The 17,166-nt window shown below is 69.0% G+C and carries 15 protein-coding genes; 2 read left to right on the forward strand and 13 right to left on the reverse strand.

The window, feature by feature from the left end; translation table 11 throughout:
* Positions 1-10: 10 nt before the first annotated feature.
* The 9 genes from ABCU91_RS13805 to ABCU91_RS13845 all read right to left on the reverse strand — a co-directional run bounded on the left by ABCU91_RS13805 (position 11) and on the right by ABCU91_RS13845 (position 10,755).
* Positions 11-763, reverse strand: coding sequence for an ABC transporter ATP-binding protein (locus ABCU91_RS13805; RefSeq protein WP_413354155.1), 753 nt, complete (start codon positions 761-763; stop codon positions 11-13).
* Positions 763-1,626: an ABC transporter permease gene (locus ABCU91_RS13810; protein ID WP_413354156.1), complete on the reverse strand. Its 864-nt coding sequence runs from the start codon at positions 1,624-1,626 to the stop codon at positions 763-765. Before ABCU91_RS13810 ends, ABCU91_RS13805 begins: the two co-directional genes overlap by 1 nt.
* Before the next feature lie 133 nt (positions 1,627-1,759).
* Entirely contained in the window at positions 1,760-4,867 is a 3,108-nt protein-coding gene (locus ABCU91_RS13815; protein WP_413354157.1) for an SH3 domain-containing protein, read from the reverse strand.
* A 92-nt stretch (positions 4,868-4,959) separates the two neighbouring features.
* Positions 4,960-6,069 carry a glycosyltransferase gene (locus ABCU91_RS13820; protein ID WP_406923597.1) on the reverse strand — a complete coding sequence of 370 codons (1,110 nt, stop codon included), beginning with the start codon at positions 6,067-6,069 and terminating at the stop codon, positions 4,960-4,962.
* 34 nt (positions 6,070-6,103) lie between these two features.
* Positions 6,104-7,564, reverse strand: a complete 1,461-nt coding sequence (locus ABCU91_RS13825; RefSeq protein WP_413354159.1) for an LCP family protein — start codon at positions 7,562-7,564, stop codon at positions 6,104-6,106.
* A 25-nt stretch (positions 7,565-7,589) separates the two neighbouring features.
* Positions 7,590-8,057, reverse strand: a complete 468-nt coding sequence (purE, locus tag ABCU91_RS13830; protein WP_413355413.1) for a 5-(carboxyamino)imidazole ribonucleotide mutase — start codon at positions 8,055-8,057, stop codon at positions 7,590-7,592.
* Between the two features lie 97 nt (positions 8,058-8,154).
* Positions 8,155-9,282: a 5-(carboxyamino)imidazole ribonucleotide synthase gene (locus ABCU91_RS13835; RefSeq protein ID WP_413354160.1), complete on the reverse strand. Its 1,128-nt coding sequence runs from the start codon at positions 9,280-9,282 to the stop codon at positions 8,155-8,157.
* A 54-nt stretch (positions 9,283-9,336) separates the two neighbouring features.
* Entirely contained in the window at positions 9,337-9,891 is a 555-nt protein-coding gene (locus ABCU91_RS13840) for a PH domain-containing protein (protein WP_406923594.1), read from the reverse strand.
* Positions 9,892-9,972: 81 nt separating this feature from the next.
* On the reverse strand, positions 9,973-10,755 hold the full coding sequence (locus tag ABCU91_RS13845; RefSeq protein WP_413354161.1) for a biotin--[acetyl-CoA-carboxylase] ligase: 783 nt from the start codon (positions 10,753-10,755) through the stop codon (positions 9,973-9,975).
* Positions 10,756-10,893: 138 nt separating this feature from the next.
* On the opposite strand from ABCU91_RS13845, the gene ABCU91_RS13850 reads away from it, so the two are divergent.
* Both ABCU91_RS13850 and ABCU91_RS13855 read left to right on the forward strand, forming a co-directional pair.
* Positions 10,894-12,483 (forward strand): acyl-CoA carboxylase subunit beta, encoded by a 1,590-nt coding sequence (locus tag ABCU91_RS13850; RefSeq protein WP_373457688.1) that lies wholly within the window; start codon positions 10,894-10,896, stop codon positions 12,481-12,483.
* Positions 12,480-12,707: an acyl-CoA carboxylase epsilon subunit gene (locus tag ABCU91_RS13855; RefSeq protein WP_406923591.1), complete on the forward strand. Its 228-nt coding sequence runs from the start codon at positions 12,480-12,482 to the stop codon at positions 12,705-12,707. The genes ABCU91_RS13850 and ABCU91_RS13855 overlap by 4 nt, the downstream gene beginning before the upstream one ends.
* A 225-nt stretch (positions 12,708-12,932) precedes the next feature.
* On the opposite strand, the gene ABCU91_RS13860 is transcribed toward ABCU91_RS13855, so the two are convergent.
* The 4 genes from ABCU91_RS13860 to ABCU91_RS13875 are packed head-to-tail and all read right to left on the reverse strand — an operon-like array spanning position 12,933 to position 17,163.
* Positions 12,933-14,009 carry a hypothetical protein gene (locus ABCU91_RS13860; RefSeq protein ID WP_413354162.1) on the reverse strand — a complete coding sequence of 359 codons (1,077 nt, stop codon included), beginning with the start codon at positions 14,007-14,009 and terminating at the stop codon, positions 12,933-12,935.
* On the reverse strand, positions 14,006-15,220 hold the full coding sequence (locus tag ABCU91_RS13865) for an ATP-binding protein (protein ID WP_406923589.1): 1,215 nt from the start codon (positions 15,218-15,220) through the stop codon (positions 14,006-14,008). Before ABCU91_RS13865 ends, ABCU91_RS13860 begins: the two co-directional genes overlap by 4 nt.
* Complete coding sequence (locus tag ABCU91_RS13870; RefSeq protein ID WP_406923588.1) at positions 15,210-15,866, reverse strand: response regulator; 657 nt, start codon at positions 15,864-15,866, stop codon at positions 15,210-15,212. The genes ABCU91_RS13865 and ABCU91_RS13870 overlap by 11 nt, the downstream gene beginning before the upstream one ends.
* A gap of 16 nt (positions 15,867-15,882) precedes the next feature.
* Positions 15,883-17,163, reverse strand: coding sequence for a class I SAM-dependent RNA methyltransferase (locus ABCU91_RS13875; protein WP_406923587.1), 1,281 nt, complete (start codon positions 17,161-17,163; stop codon positions 15,883-15,885).
* Positions 17,164-17,166 lie beyond the last annotated feature (3 nt).

A 17,166-nucleotide genomic window follows, 5' to 3' on the forward strand; every position in this document is an offset into this window, starting at 1 on the left:
GCGGCCGAGGTCACGAGCGGAGGTGGGTGACGGCCTCACTGATGGGACCGTCGAACACCTTCTTGCCCTTCGAGATCACGATGCCTCGCTCGCAGAGCTGCTGGACCATGTTCTGATCGTGGCTCACGACGAGCATCGTGATGCCGCGTGCCGTGAGCTCCTTGATCTTCTCGGCGCATTTGGCCCGGAAGGGGGCGTCTCCGACGGAGAGCACCTCGTCGACCAGGAGGATGTCGAGATCCACGTGGATGGCGACCGAGAAGGCCAGCCGCATGAACATCCCCGAAGAGTAGTGCTTCACTTCCTGGTCGATGAACTCACTGATCTCGGAGAAGGCGACGATGTCGTCGAAGCGCTCGTCGATCTGCGTCCGCGACATCCCGAGGATCGCTGCGTTCAGGTAGACGTTCTCCCGCCCCGTGAGGTCGGGATGAAACCCCGCACCGACTTCGATGAGGCCCGCGACACGCCCCCGCGTGAAGACCCGACCCTCATCTGGCTCGAGCACCCCCGAGACCAGCTTCAGGGTCGTCGACTTACCCGATCCGTTGAGGCCGAGCACAGCGACTGCTTCGCCTTCACCGACCTGGATGCTGACGTCGTCCAGGGCCGTGAACATGTCAGCCCGGACCTTCTTGCCCTTGATCCAGCCGACGAAAGCCTCCTTGAAGGAGTGCGAATTCCGCCGGAGGAATCGCTTCGAGACGTGGTCGACGATGATCGACGGCCGCGTGGTGGTCTCTTGCAGAATGGGTGCGGGCATCACAGATCCTGAGCGAAAGAACGTTCGAAGCGTCGGAAGGTGAGCTGACCCGCGATCAGGACGATCAGCGAGGCAACGAAGGACGCAGCGAGATAGAACATGAAGTGCGCCGGGAGGCCGTGCCCGTTGTCCACGGTGGCGTCCCAGAAGCCGACGTGGAACAACTCGACGGCGACGGTGAGTGGATTGCTCATGTAGATATGGAAGAGCCACGACGGGAGAGCCTCGTGCACGAAAGTCCAGGTGTACAGGACCGGTGAGGTCCACGTCGAGAACGTGCGGATGATCTCGACGAAATTCTGGGCATCGCGGAAACGCACGTTGACACCGGCGAAGAGCAGCCCGAGCCCGAGGGACCAGACGACCACCAGCACGATCGCGATCACGAGGGCGGCTATCGCCAGCAGGCTCGGCGTCCAGCCGACGATCAGGCAGATCAGGAGCAGGACCGCCGCCTGCGGCAGGAAGTGGATCATCGCGCCGATCGTCGCCGCAAGCGGGAAGAGCTCCCGCGGCAGATAGATCTTCCGGACCAGGGAGCCGTTCGCGACGATGGATTCGGTGGCGTTGGTGAACGCCTCATTGAAGAGGTTCACCATCACGACACCGCAGAAGAGGTAGATCGCGAAGTTCGGCACATTCTGGTGCAGGCCCAGGATGATGCCCATCACGAAGTAGTAGACGACGAACTGCGCCGCCGGCTTCACGTAGGACCAGGTCCAACCGAGGACGGAGTTCCGATACCTTGTCGCGGTTCCCTTCTGCACGAGAAGGGAGAGGAGGTATCGCCACCGGATGACGTCCAGGATGCCGCGGCCGCGGCCGGGAACGTCGTAGTCGCTGAGATTTATCGCGTTGCTCACTGCAGTCGTTCGGTCGTCTGTCGCGCTCTGGGACCAGGCCGCGAGGCCGCTCAGGCCGTAGGAAAGACTACACGGGGGCCATCGCCGCAACGCTGAGGGCTCGCTCAGCGTTGCGGGGAGAGCCCCGCGGCGATCAGCGCAGGAATTCGCTGCTCACCCACCCGGTGGACGAGCCCGCGGTCACTCGACTCCAGCCGCCCTGCGTACCGAGGACGGTCACCCGCGTGTCTTTCGCGAGGGTCGTGATCAGACGACCACTCGTCGAGGGCTCGGCCCTGAGGTTGAGGGCCGCAGTGGTCACCTTCGTGACGGCAGCCGCCGGAGTCTTCAAGGACGACGCGGGAACCCATCCCGTGGTCGTCCCCACACGAATCGCCCGCCACTGACCCGACGAATCGATCACCACCACCGCAGTGCCCGACGCCAACGTCTGAATCACCGTCCCGTTCTCAGCCATCACCGAACGGAACACCACCGAACCCGACGTCACCATCTCCGACGACACCGGAACCTGCGGCTTCGACGCGACCAACATCCGCGACTCCACCCACCCCGACGACGACCCCGCCTGAATCCGCGTCCAATCACCATCGACCGACAACACCCGAACCTGGTCCCCCGTCACCAAAGTCCGAACCAAACCACTCCCCCCAGCAGACGACCGGATATGCAACGGACCCCTCACAAACGGCCGCTCCACCACCGGCGGCACCGGCGGCGCAACCGTCGTCAAAGACGACGCAGGAACCCATCCCGTGGTCGTCCCCACACGAATCGCCCGCCACTGACCCGACGAATCGATCACCACCACCGCAGTGCCCGACGCCAACGTCTGAATCACCGTCCCGTTCTCAGCCATCACCGAACGGAACACCACCGAACCCGACGTCACCATCTCCGACGACACCGGAACCTGCGGCTTCGACGCGACCAACATCCGCGACTCCACCCACCCCGACGACGACCCCGCCTGAATCCGCGTCCAATCACCATCGACCGACAACACCCGAACCTGGTCCCCCGTCACCAAAGTCCGAACCAAACCACTCCCCCCAGCAGACGACCGGATATGCAACGGACCCCTCACAAACGGCCGCTCCACCACCGGCGGCACCGGCGGCGCAACCGTCGTCAAAGACGACGCAGGAACCCATCCCGTGGTCGTCCCCACACGAATCGCCCGCCACTGACCCGACGAATCGATCACCACCACCGCAGTGCCCGACGCCAACGTCTGAATCACCGTCCCGTTCTCAGCCATCACCGAACGGAACACCACCGAACCCGACGTCACCATCTCCGACGACACCGGAACCTGCGGCTTCGACGCGACCAACATCCGCGACTCCACCCACCCCGACGACGACCCCGCCTGAATCCGCGTCCAATCACCATCGACCGACAACACCCGAACCTGGTCCCCCGTCACCAAAGTCCGAACCAAACCACTCCCCCCAGCAGACGACCGGATATGCAACGGACCCCTCACAAACGGCCGCTCCACCACCGGCGGCACCGGCGGCGCAACCGTCGTCAAAGACGACGCAGGAACCCATCCCGTGGTCGTCCCCACACGAATCGCCCGCCACTGACCCGACGAATCGATCACCACCACCGCAGTGCCCGACGCCAACGTCTGAATCACCGTCCCGTTCTCAGCCATCACCGAACGGAACACCACCGAACCCGACGTCACCATCTCCGACGACACCGGAACCTGCGGCTTCGACGCGACCAACATCCGCGACTCCACCCACCCCGACGACGACCCCGCCTGAATCCGCGTCCAATCACCATCGACCGACAACACCCGAACCTGGTCCCCCGTCACCAAAGTCCGAACCAAACCACTCCCCCCAGCAGACGACCGGATATGCAACGGACCCCTCACAAACGGCCGCTCCACCACGGACTGGACGTTCAGGTAGTCGCTGTGCGCCCAGTAATCGGCGCCTCCGACCCGCAGCCGCCACCAGACCCCGTAGATCGCGGTGCGCTCGAACATCTGCCCCTTGGTGAGGGAGCGCCGATCGGTCTCGCAGTTCGTGGAAGGAGCTTTCCGAGCATTCAGAGAGTCGGCTGTCACGACCACGGTGCCCGTCGCCTTCTCGACGCTCGATTCCGCGGGAACGGCGCACGCGCCGGCCGCCGGGGTCCCGGTCGTCACGCGGACCGAGGCCTTGGGCAGCCAGAGCCGGTTCGATCCGCTGATGACGCGGACCCACGATCCGTAGTTACCGGTGATCGTGAAGGCCGCACCCTTGGCGACGTTCTGCGCACCCGTGCCGCAGGACGCGACCGGGGCGCGTCGGGCCGTCGACGCCTGGGTGAGCGTCGCCGTGCCGGAGCCGGCGGTGATATCCGCGTCCACCGGGACGGTGCAGGCGTCGACCCGGGCTGCGGCGCCGGAATCGTGCGGCGACACCTCGGGAGCGAACCACTGCACGTAGTAGTTGTAGAAGTTCCGGTTGCCGTAGCTCGAGCAGCCATCCCCCTGCGCGTATCCGGCCGCGAGGGCCGCGATGTTCGGACGGTACGGCGTGTAGATGTAGAGGTTCGCGGTCGCCTGGTTCTTGATGAAGACCTTCGACGTCCCGCACGCGTTGTCGGGGTGCCACTTGACGGTGTTGACCTGCCCGGCGCGGTAGCCGTACCGCGTGGGATTCTTCGCGTAGACCTGCTGCTGACGCGCCCCGAGGTAGACCTGGTTGATGAAGCCGGCGGATGCCGCGCTGCACGGCGCGGTGTCGGGGCAGTTCATGCCCATCGAGGCGCGGTAGCTCCAGTCGGTCGGCTTGGTCGACGTGACGAGCCCCTGCTCCTTCTGAAGCATGACCAGGATGACCTTCGGGCTGATCCCGCAGGCCTTGCCGACGGCGACGATGATCTCGGACGCGCGCGCACCCTTCTTGGCCGCGATCGCATCGCAGTACGCGTCCTTCGCCTTGGCGGGGAGGTCGGCTTTGAATCCACGCAGGCAGTTCGGCCCCGTGGTGGCCTTGCAGGAGGGGACCCTCGCCTCGAGGAACGACTGCGCCTGCGCTGCCGTCATCGCTCCCCCGTTGAAGAACTCACGGTCGCTGATGATGTATCCGCCGTCGGTGATGGAGGACGGGAGCTCGGCCGCACGCGCATCGGACGTGGGCGCGACGGCCATCAGAACCCCCAGTGACAGCACCGCTACGAGCAGCATCGCCATGCGCCGAAGCGAGCGTTCGGGCACGGCAGATGTGAGACTCATGTGAACAGTGTTACTGAAGTTGCACCCTGATACCAGTCGAGCCTGGATACGAGGACTCCGACACGCCGATCACGACGCGTTCACAGAGGACGTCACAACTCGGCGTGGAGCTGCCAGACCCGTTCCGCGGCGCCGAGCCAGCTGAACGCACGGCCGCGATCGGCGGCGAGGACGGCCAGGCGTTCGACGGTCGAGGTCGACGACAGCGCGCCGGCGAGCTCGTCCCCGAGCGAGCCCGGATCACCCGCCGCGAAAGTGGCGCCGTCGAGGAGCAACTCGCGGTGCGTCGCACTGTCGGCGGCGACGATCGGCACGCCGAGGCGCAGCGCGTCCAACGTCCGCCACGGGAACGCGCTCGAGTCGGCCGCCGCCAGGAACGCGACGGCGCCCGCCATGACCGCGGCACGGTCGGCCGCTTCCATCGGGCCACGGACGTGCAGACGCCGCTCGGGAAGGCCCGCTGCCGCGGCGAGCTCCGCCACCGCCGGCTCCTGCCCCTCCGGTGCGTCCATGACGACGACTGCCGTGTCGCGCCCCGACCGGACGATGGCTTCGAATCCGGTGCGGAGCCGGTCGGACGGCGCCGTCGATCCGGAGAGGAGGACGTACCCGTCGGGGAGCGTGAGATCGCGACGCCGACCGACCTCGTCGCTCGGCACTCGCAGGTCCGCAGACGGGGCTCCGGAGATGACACGCAGACGATCACCCAGCGGCGCGAGCTCCGCAACCCGACGCGCGAGCTCGTGCGTGGGCACGACGACGGCGTCGGCGTGGCGGACTGCTCGGCGGAGCATCGCGCGGGACCAGGCCGCATCCGTACGGGACAGCTCGTCGGGACTCTCCCACGGCTTCAGATCCCACAGGGTGACGACGGTCTGGTCGTGATCGTGGACGCGGTCGTGGCGCACCAGGGGTGCCGCGAGCGTCGGGGAGTGGATGAGACCGTCACCCGCACCCGCGCGAAGGCCTCGACGCCACAGAGCGGATGCCGCCGCCGACCCGACGGGCAGGCGGTCGACACCGGCCACCGCCTGCGACACCTGCGGAACGTCCCCGCCGTCGCTCGGCACGATGGCCCGCACCTCGCACCCGCTGGGAGCTGTCGCCACCAGACCGGCGGCGAGTTCGCGCGCCGCGACAGCGAGGTCGGGACCGATGCCGGGGGCGGACGGGTCGAACACGACACGGAGCGTCGTCGTCATCGGTGCTCTCCCTCAGGCGTCACGGTGCGGGCTGTCATGGCGCCGTGGTCGGCGTCGGAGTCGGCGGGTGCAGCAGGTCGTGCGCCATGCCCCGGATCCGCTCCCAATCGGCAGAGGTGGGGTTCTCGGGGTCGATGTTCACGCCCTTCGGCGTCAACTCCAGATCCTGGATCTCCTGCCCCTTTGCGTCTGCGGCGAGGTCGACGAGGTAGGGAAGCAGCGAGTCCGGGATGTCGGTCTGCACGAGGTTCTTCCCCGCCGCGACGATCCCGCTGAAGCGGCTGAGGACCGTCGACGGCGTCGCCTGGTCGAGGATCGCGGTCTGCAGCTCGCGCTGACGCCGCATCCGGTCCCAGTCACTGGTGGTGTAGCGGGACCGCGCGTACCACTGCGCGGTGTCGCCGTCCATGTGCTGCGTGCCCTTCTCGATCCAGCCCGTCGCCCAGTCCTCCGCAGGCTGATTGTGGTAGCTCGGACCGCCGCCCTCGGGGAGACGCTCCCGGACCGTGATGGTGACTCCCCCGAGCGCGTCGACGAGATCCGCGAACCCGTGCATGTCGATGAAGACGTGGTACGGGATGTCGATGCCGAGGATCCCCTCGGCGGCGTCCCTGGTCGCTTCGACGGCCGGGGTGGAGTTCTGCTTCCGGGCGTCCGGGTAGAGACTGTCGCCCCTGTCGGCCCGGCACGCCTCGACGGCGTTCGTGAGCTGGTTGATTCCCGACGTCCATCCGCAGGTCGGCGAGTTCTGCCCCTCGAAGCCATCCGGGTAGAGGTCGCGCATGGGGCCCTCGGAGAACGGCACGTGGCGCAGATCGCGAGGGATGCCGAAAATCGTGACGGCGCCCGAGTCCGCGTTGACGGAGACGACGGAGATGCTGTCGAATCTCATCGAGTCCCGCCCCTCGCCGCTGTCGGCCCCGAGGAGGAGGAAGTTGTAGTACCCGTCGGACGGGGGCACGCTCGGTCCGTCCGCGAAGATCCCCAGCCCCGACTGGAGCGGGGCGATGACGGACTGCGCCGTGTACACGGACGCGGAGGCGGGGACGAGGGCCAGCACGAGGGCGACGACGACCACTCCCGCGCGCGTGCGACCGGGCACGCGCCGGAGGCGCACGAGTCGGAGCGTGTCGATCGTCAGGACGACCCACAGGAGCGCGTACGCCCAGAGCAGGATCTGCGCGGCGGTGAGCGTCCAGTCCGACGCGATGATCGACGTCAGCATCGAGCGCCACATGAGCCCGAGGAGGACAGCGGCCGCGAGCACGATCCACATCGCGATCGTCGCGATGAGCCCGATGCGACCGAGTCTGCGATTGCCGGCCAGGGTCTGCGCGGAGCCCGGGAGGAGGAAGTTGGATGCCACGAGCCACCACGCGCGCCGCGACATGACGCGCGACGAGGTGAGGTCGGGATGGCGAAGCGGTCGCTCTTCGACGAGGGCGCGCCCCCGGGGCGCGGACGTCGGGACGCGCGACGGGCTGAGGACGCTCATCGCATGCCTCCCAGGCCGGAGCGGGTCACAGGGAGTCCTTGAGACGCCGGTTCTTCTCCTCGACCTGCACCTCGAGGTCCGCGGCGTATGCGGCGACCGCATCCGCGACGGCAGGCTCGAAGGAGCCGAGCAGACGGACGGCCAGGAGCCCGGCGTTCTTCGCGCCGTTAATAGACACCGTCGCCACCGGGATACCGGCCGGCATCTGCACGATGCTCAGGAGCGAGTCGAGGCCGTCGAGTGTGGCGAGCTGCACCGGGACACCGATGACCGGGAGTGTCGTGACCGATGCGAGCATTCCGGGGAGGTGCGCGGCCCCTCCTGCTCCGGCGATGATCGCGCGCAACCCGCGGTCGCGTGCCTCGCGTCCGTAACGCAGCAGCTTGTCCGGCGTGCGATGGGCCGAGACGACCTCGACCTCATGGGCGATGCCGAAGTCGGTCAGCACCTGCGAGGCATCCGACATGATGCGCCAGTCCGAATCGGACCCCATCACGACGCCGATCAGGGGGGCGGAGGACGAGTGGAGGGGGCGGTTCACTCGACCAAGGCTAGGTGCGGGAGCTTGGAGAACCCCGGAACGGCACGGATCAATCGACGAAGAACGCCGCGGCCGCCCGCGCCTCGTACACGATTTCGTCGAGGTCGTCCCCGGCCACGTTGACGTGGCCCACCTTCCGGCCGGGACGCGGATCCTTGCCGTAGGTGTGGAACTTCGCCGACGGGTGGGCGGCGAGCGCCGCGGGCAGGCGATCGCCGAGCGAGCCCTCCGACGGACCGCCGAGGATGTTGACCATGACGGCGTGGGGTGCGCGCAGCGCCGTGGCGCCGAGAGGAAGATCGAGCACCGCCCGCAGGTGCTGCTCGAACTGGCTCGTGATCGCGCCGTCCTGGGTCCAGTGGCCGCTGTTGTGCGGACGCATGGCCAGCTCATTGACGAGGAGCCGCTCGTCATCCGTCTGGAAGAGCTCGACGGCCAGCATCCCGGTCACACCGAGGCCGGTGGCGATCGCCTCTCCGATCTCTGCGGCGACGGCGGCGAGACGGCCCGCGGACCTCGGGGCCGGGGCGATCGCCTCGGCGCACACCCCGCCTTCCTGCACGGTCTCGACCACCGGGTACACGACGAGCTCCCCGGAGGGGCGACGGGCGACCTGCTGGGCGAGCTCGCGGGTGAAGGGCACGAGTTCCTCGGCGAGGAGGGCGGCGCCCTCCTCGAGACCGTCCATCCACTCGGTGACATCGGCGGCGCTCGAGACGACGCGAACACCCTTTCCGTCGTACCCGCCGCGCGGAGTCTTGACGACTGCGCGGCCGCCGTGATCGGCGATGAACGCGTCGAGGGATGCGGCATCCGTCACGGCAGCCCATTCCGGCTGGGGCAGACCCAGTTCGGCGAGCTTGGTCCGCATGTCGATCTTGTCCTGCGCGAACGCGAGGGCGTCAGGGCCCGGATGCACGGCGACGCCGGCGGCGACGAGGCCCCGGAGGACGTCCTGCGGCACATGCTCGTGATCGAACGTGATGACGTCGACGTCCTTCGCGAACGCGAGGACCGTGTCGAGATCGCGGTAGTCGCCCACCGCCGTGGCGGCGAGTCCCGCCGACATCCCGGGTTGCTCCGCCAACACCCGCACCTCGATGCCGATCTCCACGGCGGGCGCGATCATCATCCGCGCGAGCTGTCCGCCTCCGACGATTCCGACCTGCAGTGCCATGCTGCTCCTCCCGTCCAGACCATCCTCGCGCATCCACGCGGGCGCGTTCGGCGCTCAGCCGTCGGAGTCGATGACCGGAATGCTGTGGGAGTCGCGGTGAGCGAGGATCTGACTGACCTCGACCTGGTCCGACAGCGTCTCGTGGACGAGCCGGACGGAAGGGATGTCGATCAGGCGCACCGGCTCGTCGACCCCGTTGGCGAGGGTGAGGGTGCCGCTCCCCCACATCCGCTGAACCGGACCCCGGCGCTCCGAGATCGTGTAGCCCCGCGCGTGCGGGATGTCGGTGCGACGTCTGTTGATCAGCCCCGCCCGCTCGATGACGCGACGCGTCGTCACGGTGTACGTATGCGAGAGCCAGCGGAGGTAGGGAATGACGACGAGGACGACGAGGACCAGGGCCACTGCCGCCCAGAGCATCCACTCCTCGAACGGATCGGGCAGGTTGCCGGCGAAGTATCCGGCCGCTCCCGCCGTTGCGACGAGGATGAGCGCGGGGAAGAACATCCGACGCGCGTGGCGGCGCAGGCGCGCGACCACGAGTTCCGGTGAGGCCGTGCCGGGCGCGGGCGTGCGCGGACGTCCGGGATACGCGGTCGGCTGGCTCACAGGTCCATCATGACGCGACGCGCCGACAGTCTCCCGCCGACGCGCCCGGGTCGTTGGAAGCGACCGCGTCCCTCGACACTGTCACCGCACGTGGACGACATCACCCGCGGAGACGAGATGGGTGACTCCGGCGGCCTCGACCATGAGGCGACCCTCGTCATCGATGCCCCGCGCGGACCCGATGAGCGTCGCACCGTCGGGGAGCGAGACGGAGACCTCCGCACCGATGGTGATGCACGCGTCGCGGACCGCCTTCGTCGCGAGGCCCGCCGCAGTCCCGCCCACGGCGAGGTCGGAGATCCCGTCGCGAAGTCTGGTCAGGTAGTCCGCGAGGAGGCGGTCCTCGTCGGCGGTGCGGGAGAGTGCGGCGAAGGACGTGGCTGTCGGCACGGGGAGCTCCGCGGCGGTCATGCGGGTGTTCACGCCCGCGCCCACGACGACGGCATGCGGGTCGCCCGGCATGACCTCGGCGAGGATGCCGCAGATCTTGAGCCCTCCCACGAGGACGTCGTTCGGCCACTTCAGACCGACCTCGCGACCCTCCAACTGCGCTCCGACGGCGTTCGCCATGGCCGCCCCTGCCACGAGCGGGATCCACCCGCGGGCCGAGGTCGGGACCGCCTCGACGCGAAGGAGCACCGAGATCGCGAGCGCGGAGTCGGGCGGAGTGACCCAGGTCCGATCGAGTCGACCGCGGCCCGCGCGCTGGTCGCGGGTCACGACGACGGACAGGTGCGGATGCCCGTCCGGGTCATCGAACGCGTCCTTCAGGAGCTTCTTGTTCGTCGAGTCGACGCTCGGTGCGATGTGGAGGCGGGGGCTGACCTCGGCCGCGCGGGGGTAACCGTTCTCAGGGATCGACATGCCGCCACGATAAACGGAGAGGCGGCCCCGCTCCCGCGGGTTGACAGGTCCTCCCCTGAGGGATGCCACAGCGGATCCGCCGTGCCGTTGTCGCCGGTATCCAACGCCGCCGCGGGCGCGCTCGCTAGGGTGGAACGCGTGACCGATCAGCCCGACCTGTTCACGACCGCCGGCAAGATCGCCGACCTGCGTGCACGCTACGAAGAAGCCGTCGTCTCCGCCGAGGAGACCGCCCGCACCAAGCAGGGCGCGAAAGGGAAGCTGACCGCCCGTCAGCGGATCGAGATGCTCGTCGATCCCGGCTCGTTCGTCGAGCTCGACGAGTACGTCCGACACCGCACCACGGCGTTCGGCATGGATCGCTCCCGGCCCTACGGCGACTCCGTCGTCACCGGCACGGGGACCATCCACGGCCGCACCGTCGCCGTCTACTCGCAGGACTTCACGACCTTCGGCGGATCGCTCGGCGAGGTCGCCGGCGAGAAGATCATCAAGGTCATGGAGCTGGCGCTGCGCAGCGGCATCCCGATCATCGGCATCCTCGACTCCGGCGGTGCCCGCATCCAGGAAGGCGTCGTCGCGCTCGGAAAGTACGGCGAGATCTTCCGCCTGAACACCGCGGCCTCGGGCGTCATCCCCCAGATCTCCCTCATCATGGGTCCCGCCGCCGGCGGCGCCGTCTACTCGCCCGCGCTCACCGACTTCGTCATCATGGTCGACAAGACCAGCCAGATGTTCGTCACGGGGCCCGATGTGATCAAGACCGTCACCGGCGAGGACGTCGGCATGGAGGAGCTCGGCGGCGCTCACACGCACAACACCCGCTCCGGTGTCGCTCACTATCTCGCCGAGGACGAGGACGACGCGATCGATTACGCGCGCACCCTTATCGGATTCCTTCCCGACAACAACATGTCGGACGCCCCGGGGTACGAGTCGGGATTCGAGTTCGAGACGACCGACTCCGACCGCGTACTGAACACCGTCATCCCGGACTCGCCGAACCAGCCGTACGACATCCACGAGGTCATCTCGCACATCGTCGATGCCGGCGAATTCCTCGAGGTCCAGCCGCTGTTCGCGCCGAACATCGTGATCGGGTTCGGACGCATCGAGGGACGTACGGTCGGCATCATCGCGAACCAGCCGTCGCAGATGGCCGGCACGCTGAACATCGACGCCGGCGAGAAGGCCAGCCGCTTCGTGCGGTTCTGCGACGCGTTCTCGATCCCGATCCTCACCCTCGTCGACGTGCCCGGCTACCTGCCGGGCACGGACCAGGAGTGGACCGGTGTCATCCGCCGCGGAGCGAAGCTGCTGTACGCGTACGCGGAGGCGACCGTTCCCCTCGTCACGGTGATCCTGCGCAAGGCCTACGGCGGTGCGTACATCGTCATGGGCTCCAAGCAGCTCGGCGCCGACATCAACCTCGCGTGGCCCACGGCCGAGATCGCCGTCATGGGCGGACAGGGAGCGGTGAACATCCTGTACCGCGGCGAGATCAAGCGCGCCGAGGAGGCCGGCGAGGACGTAGCCGCAGTCCGGACGCGGCTGGCCAACGAGTACACCTACAACGTGGCCTCCCCCTTCCTCGCCGCCGAACGCGGCGAGCTCGACGGGATCATCGAGCCGGCACAGACCCGCGTCGCCGTCGCGAAGGCGCTGCGGGCCCTGCGCGGCAAGCGTGCGAGCCAGCCCGCCAAGAAGCACGGGAACATCCCGCTGTGAGCCAGCCCGACGACACCGCCCCCACCGCGCCGGTGCAGGTGCGACGCGGCGACGCGAGCCCCGAGGAGCTGGCCGCCGTGGTCGCCGTCGTCAGCGAAGCCCTCATCCGTGAGGAGCAGACCGCCGTCGCGGACGAGCCTGCCGTCTCGGCATGGCGGGCCTCCGGTCGCGGCATCCACCGTGGGATCCGGCGCGACGTGCCGTGGGGACGCTGGGCGGGCTGACCGGCGCTGGGCGTGTCCCCCAAAGTACCTACAGACACGCTTTTGACGATCAGTCAGACTAATACCGCTGGAACGCTTCTGCGTTCTGTCGATCCGTATCCCTCAGAGCGCGGATCGGCATGTGCGGGTCGGTTTTCGGGTAACCACTCGCATGGCGAGGGGCGGGCGGCTTCGCCGCCCCTCGCCTCTTCTCTTCCCGCTCCCGGGGCCTCGCTCACGCGAGACTCAGCGGTCGAGCGTGGGACGCGGATGGGCGATCTCGTGCCACAGGTCGACGACCTCGTCGCCGTCCGGGTCCTCCCGGCGGCGTGAACGACCCACGACGGTGACCGCCACGCGCGGATGCGGCGACGTGCGGATGTAGATCCGTTCCGACGACGCTCCTGCCAGAGCCTCGGCGAGATCGGCACGGATCCGCTCGAGCGCGGCGGGACTCACGGCATCCAGTCCGCCTTCGTCCAGCACCGTGACGGTGCTCCCGCACAGACGCGCCTGCTGCAGTCGCGCCCGCACCGCTTCGTCGAGCAGTCGAGGCCCGCGCAGTTCGTCGCGCAGCGACCCCTCCGCGAGGCGCGCGCGCTCGCGCTCCTCGGGTTCGAGGTCGCCGTCGGATTCGATGGTGCGGATGAGGAGGGGACCGGCGACGGCGAGAGCCTGCTGCACGCGCACCCGACGCTCCCGCCGGCGACCCTCCTGGCTGGCGAGCCACTCGAACGAGCGGCGCTGGATGCCGGTCAGCTCGGCCGTGTCGACCGCGGCACGGTCGACGAGGCCCGTCAGCAGTTGGGCGACGACCACCCAGACAGCGGCCCCCACGATTCCGAGGGCGAGGGAGTTCGGGAGGCCGATCCACAGCGACGAGGAGACACCCAGGAGGACGACGCCGATCCAGGCGTACAGCGGCCTCCGCCGGACGGTGACGATCGTGAGGAGGGCGCCGATCCCGCCGAGGCTCCACGTCGCGAACGGCTGGAGCCGCGCGCCTTCGTCGACGGCCGACCAGGTGGCCAGCGGCACGAGGACGGTGGTCGCGAGGACCAGGATGCACAGCCAGAGGGGCAGCGACGTCCCGCGGGGCAGGGCACCCTCGGGGGCCTCCTCCCCGTGGGGCTCCGCCCCCGCCGGACGCGGAGCGAAGTCCCAGAACACGCAGAGCCAGGTCGTCACGAGGTAGAGCGACAGAGCCGCGATGAACAGAGCCGGCTGCGACACGGGAGACGTCCACACGAGCCCGCCGACGGCGAGATACGCCGTGAAGACGACCGCCACGATCGAGAGTCCGGTGTGCACTCGCATGTTCATCGGGGGTACTCCCACCGCAGGTCGACGATCGTGCCGCGGCGGGAGCTGCGCACCTTCGCCTGGCCTCCGACGGCGGCGACGCGGGCGACGACCGACCCGCTGATGCCGAGTCGGTCTTCGGGGACGGCGTGGACGTCGAAGCCCTCCCCCGTGTCGATGACACGGACCACGACGCGACGATCGTCAGCTGTCACTTCCGCGTTCAGGCCCGCACTCTCGGCGTGTTCGATCGCGTTGACGACCGCCTGCGCCGCCGCGAGCACGAGCGCGCGCGCGACGCGACCCGGCAGAGCCTGCGCCAGGGGGTCGATCGCGATCCGCAGGTCGATGTCGACGTCGTGTTCGAGCGCCGCCTCGCGGATGCCGTCGACCAGGAACGTCGGCTCGACGGGCTCGTCGGGGCCTTCCTCCGCCTCACGGTCGGCGTTGGCGAGTCGCGTGAGGGCGTCGCGCGCCATCCCGACCGCGAGGTCGCGCTCGCGCGGAGTCGAGGCGCGCTCCGCCGCGATGAGCGCCGCCAGGACGCTGTCGTGCATGAGTGCCGCCACCGAGATGCGCTCCTGCTCGACGGCATCCGCCGCCGCGGCCGCGGCGTAGGAGCGCACCGCCTCTTCACGCGTCCGGTCCAGTCGCTCGGCGAGGAGCCGCAGCATCCAGCCGATCATCGTCATGACGACGGCGAGGATGATGGCGTAGACGACCTGACGCGACACCTGGATGACGTTCTCGACGTCCGCCCCGATCTGGATGAGCCGGGCGATGCCGTACAGGATCGGCACCAGGGCGCACCAGACGTACTGGAGCATCAGCGGGAAGACGAGCACCGTGGCGACCGTCGCTACGTTCAGCAGATACCAGACCCAGGGTTCTCCCGCAGCGGATGCCGAGCGCCCGGCTGTCGCGACCGGCCAGGCCAGCAGCACCAGCGGGAACACGATCGCGAGGATGGCGGCGAGGGGGCGGTAGAAGCGCCCGGCGACCCCGGCCGCGATCATCAGGATCAGGGGTCCGAAGGTCGCCGCGGTGAGGACGATGTTCCAGGTGGGATCCTCTTGCACCGATCCGATCGCGTGGAACAGCGCCTGGACTCCCAGCACGGCGGACCCCACAGCGACGACGAACGCGAGGATGCGCTCGACGCGCTCGCGGGAGAAGAAGGTCGAATCGGGCGGGATCGTCAGCATCCCGGTCGTCGCGACCTCAGGCGCCACCGGAGTCCTCTGCGACGAGACCGTCTTCCATCGCGCGCCGGAGCAGATCCACCTTCGTCGGGGCGGGCCGCCCGACCTCGACGTACTTGACGCGGACGCGGGTGATGTTCTCTTTGGCGGTCGAGTAGGCGACGCCCAGCCGCTCCGCGACGGTCTTGAGCGGGAGCCCGGCGGCGTACAACCGGAGCACGTCGCGCTCGCGTGAGGACAGCTGCGCATCGGCGAACGCGCGGTCGCCGTCGATGGCCGATGCCCATTCGACGTTGTCGAGGGACTCGCCTCGCGCGACGGTGTCGACGGCGGAGATGACCTCGTCGATGCGCGACGCCTTGCTGACGACGCCTGCGGCACCGGCGACCAGCGCCTCCCGAACCGCAGCGGGGCGGTCCGCCACGCTGTGGATGATGACGGGTGATCCGTCCTGGACGACGCGGGTGACGTTCTCGGTCACCGTCGCGCCGTCGCCGAGGGTGAGATCCAAGACGACGACATCGGCGGGCTGCTCGAGCGTGAGGGTCCGCCAATCGAGGTAGGCCGAGACGCTCTCCCCCGAGAAGACGACACGCATGACGCCCGTGCGGCTGCAGGCGGCCTCGAGGCCGAGTCGCACGGATTCGTGGTCGTCGATCAGGGCGACGCGGATCATGCGCTCACCTTATCCGTCAGCGCGTCACGACGGCGATCGCCTCGACGTGATGCGAGTGCGGAAAGAGGTCGAACGCCCGGATCGACGGTGTCGTGTAGCCGTGCGCGGCGAAGGTCCCGAGATCCCGAGCGAGGGCGACGGGGTCGCAGGCGACGTAGACGATCCGCTCGGGCGCGAGAGCCACGAGGCGCTCGACGACGTCCTTCCCGGCGCCCGCCCGCGGCGGGTCGAGGACCACGGTGCCGCGCGACAGCCTCGCGCGCTGAGCGGGTGTGGCGGTGTCCACGAGATGACCGAGCCAGCGATCCACGCGCGCGGTCTCGGCTCGGGCGCCGATCCACGCGGCCAGGTTCTCGCCGGCGTGCTCGGTGGCTCGCGCGTCGGACTCGACGGAGGTGATCCGGGTGGCCGGGCCGCCGACGCCTGCGACGGATGCCGCGAGGAGCCCGACGCCGCCGTACAGGTCGAGGTGCCAGCCCTCCGGGTCCACGGATCCGGCGACCGCATCGGCGACCGCGTCGTGCAGTGTGCCCGCCGCGAGGCGATGGACCTGCCAGAAACCACCGGCATCCACCTGGAAATCCCGATCGCCGACCGTCTCGACGACGACCTCGCGCGCGGCGGGATCGACGGGGGCGGGACGTCGCGAACGACTCGGCTCGGGACGGGGGATGACGCGGACGCGGCCATCCGACGGTTGGACGAGGTCGAGCCGGCCGGGCGAACCGCCCTGCCGGCGGGACATCGCACGATTGATGCCGGCGGTCGCCAGCGGGATCTCGTCGACGGGGATGACGCGGTGGCTCCGAGCGGCGAAGGGGCCGATACGTCCGTCCTCGTCGACGTGAAGGCTCACCCGCGTGCGCCACCCCGTCCCGTCGGGAGACTCCTCGACGACGCGGTCGCCCTTCGTCTGCGCGGTCGGCGGCTCGATGGTGACGGGAGTCGTCGAGCCCGCGAAGCGGGCGAGCGCGTCGCGGAGGACCTCGGCCTTGAGTTCGCGCTGGTGGTCGAGGGCGATGTGGCCGAAGTCCGCGCCGCCGGGCCGATCTGCAGGAGGGGTCTCGACATCGGCGGGCGCCCACACGTGGGGACGGCGGTGGGGCGAGGCATCCAGGACCTCGACCGTGTCACCGCGCCAGAACGACGACTTCTTCGTGTCGGTGAGGGCGACGCGGACGCGCTCGCCGGGGAGCGCGTCCGACACGAAGACGACCCGGTTCTCGTGGCGGGCGACGAAGACGCCGCCGTGTGCGACGGCCGTGATGTCGAGGTCGAGGAGGTCTCCGGGTTGCATCCT

Source organism: Microbacterium phoenicis, from assembly GCF_047302325.1.
GTDB lineage: Bacteria > Actinomycetota > Actinomycetes > Actinomycetales > Microbacteriaceae > Microbacterium.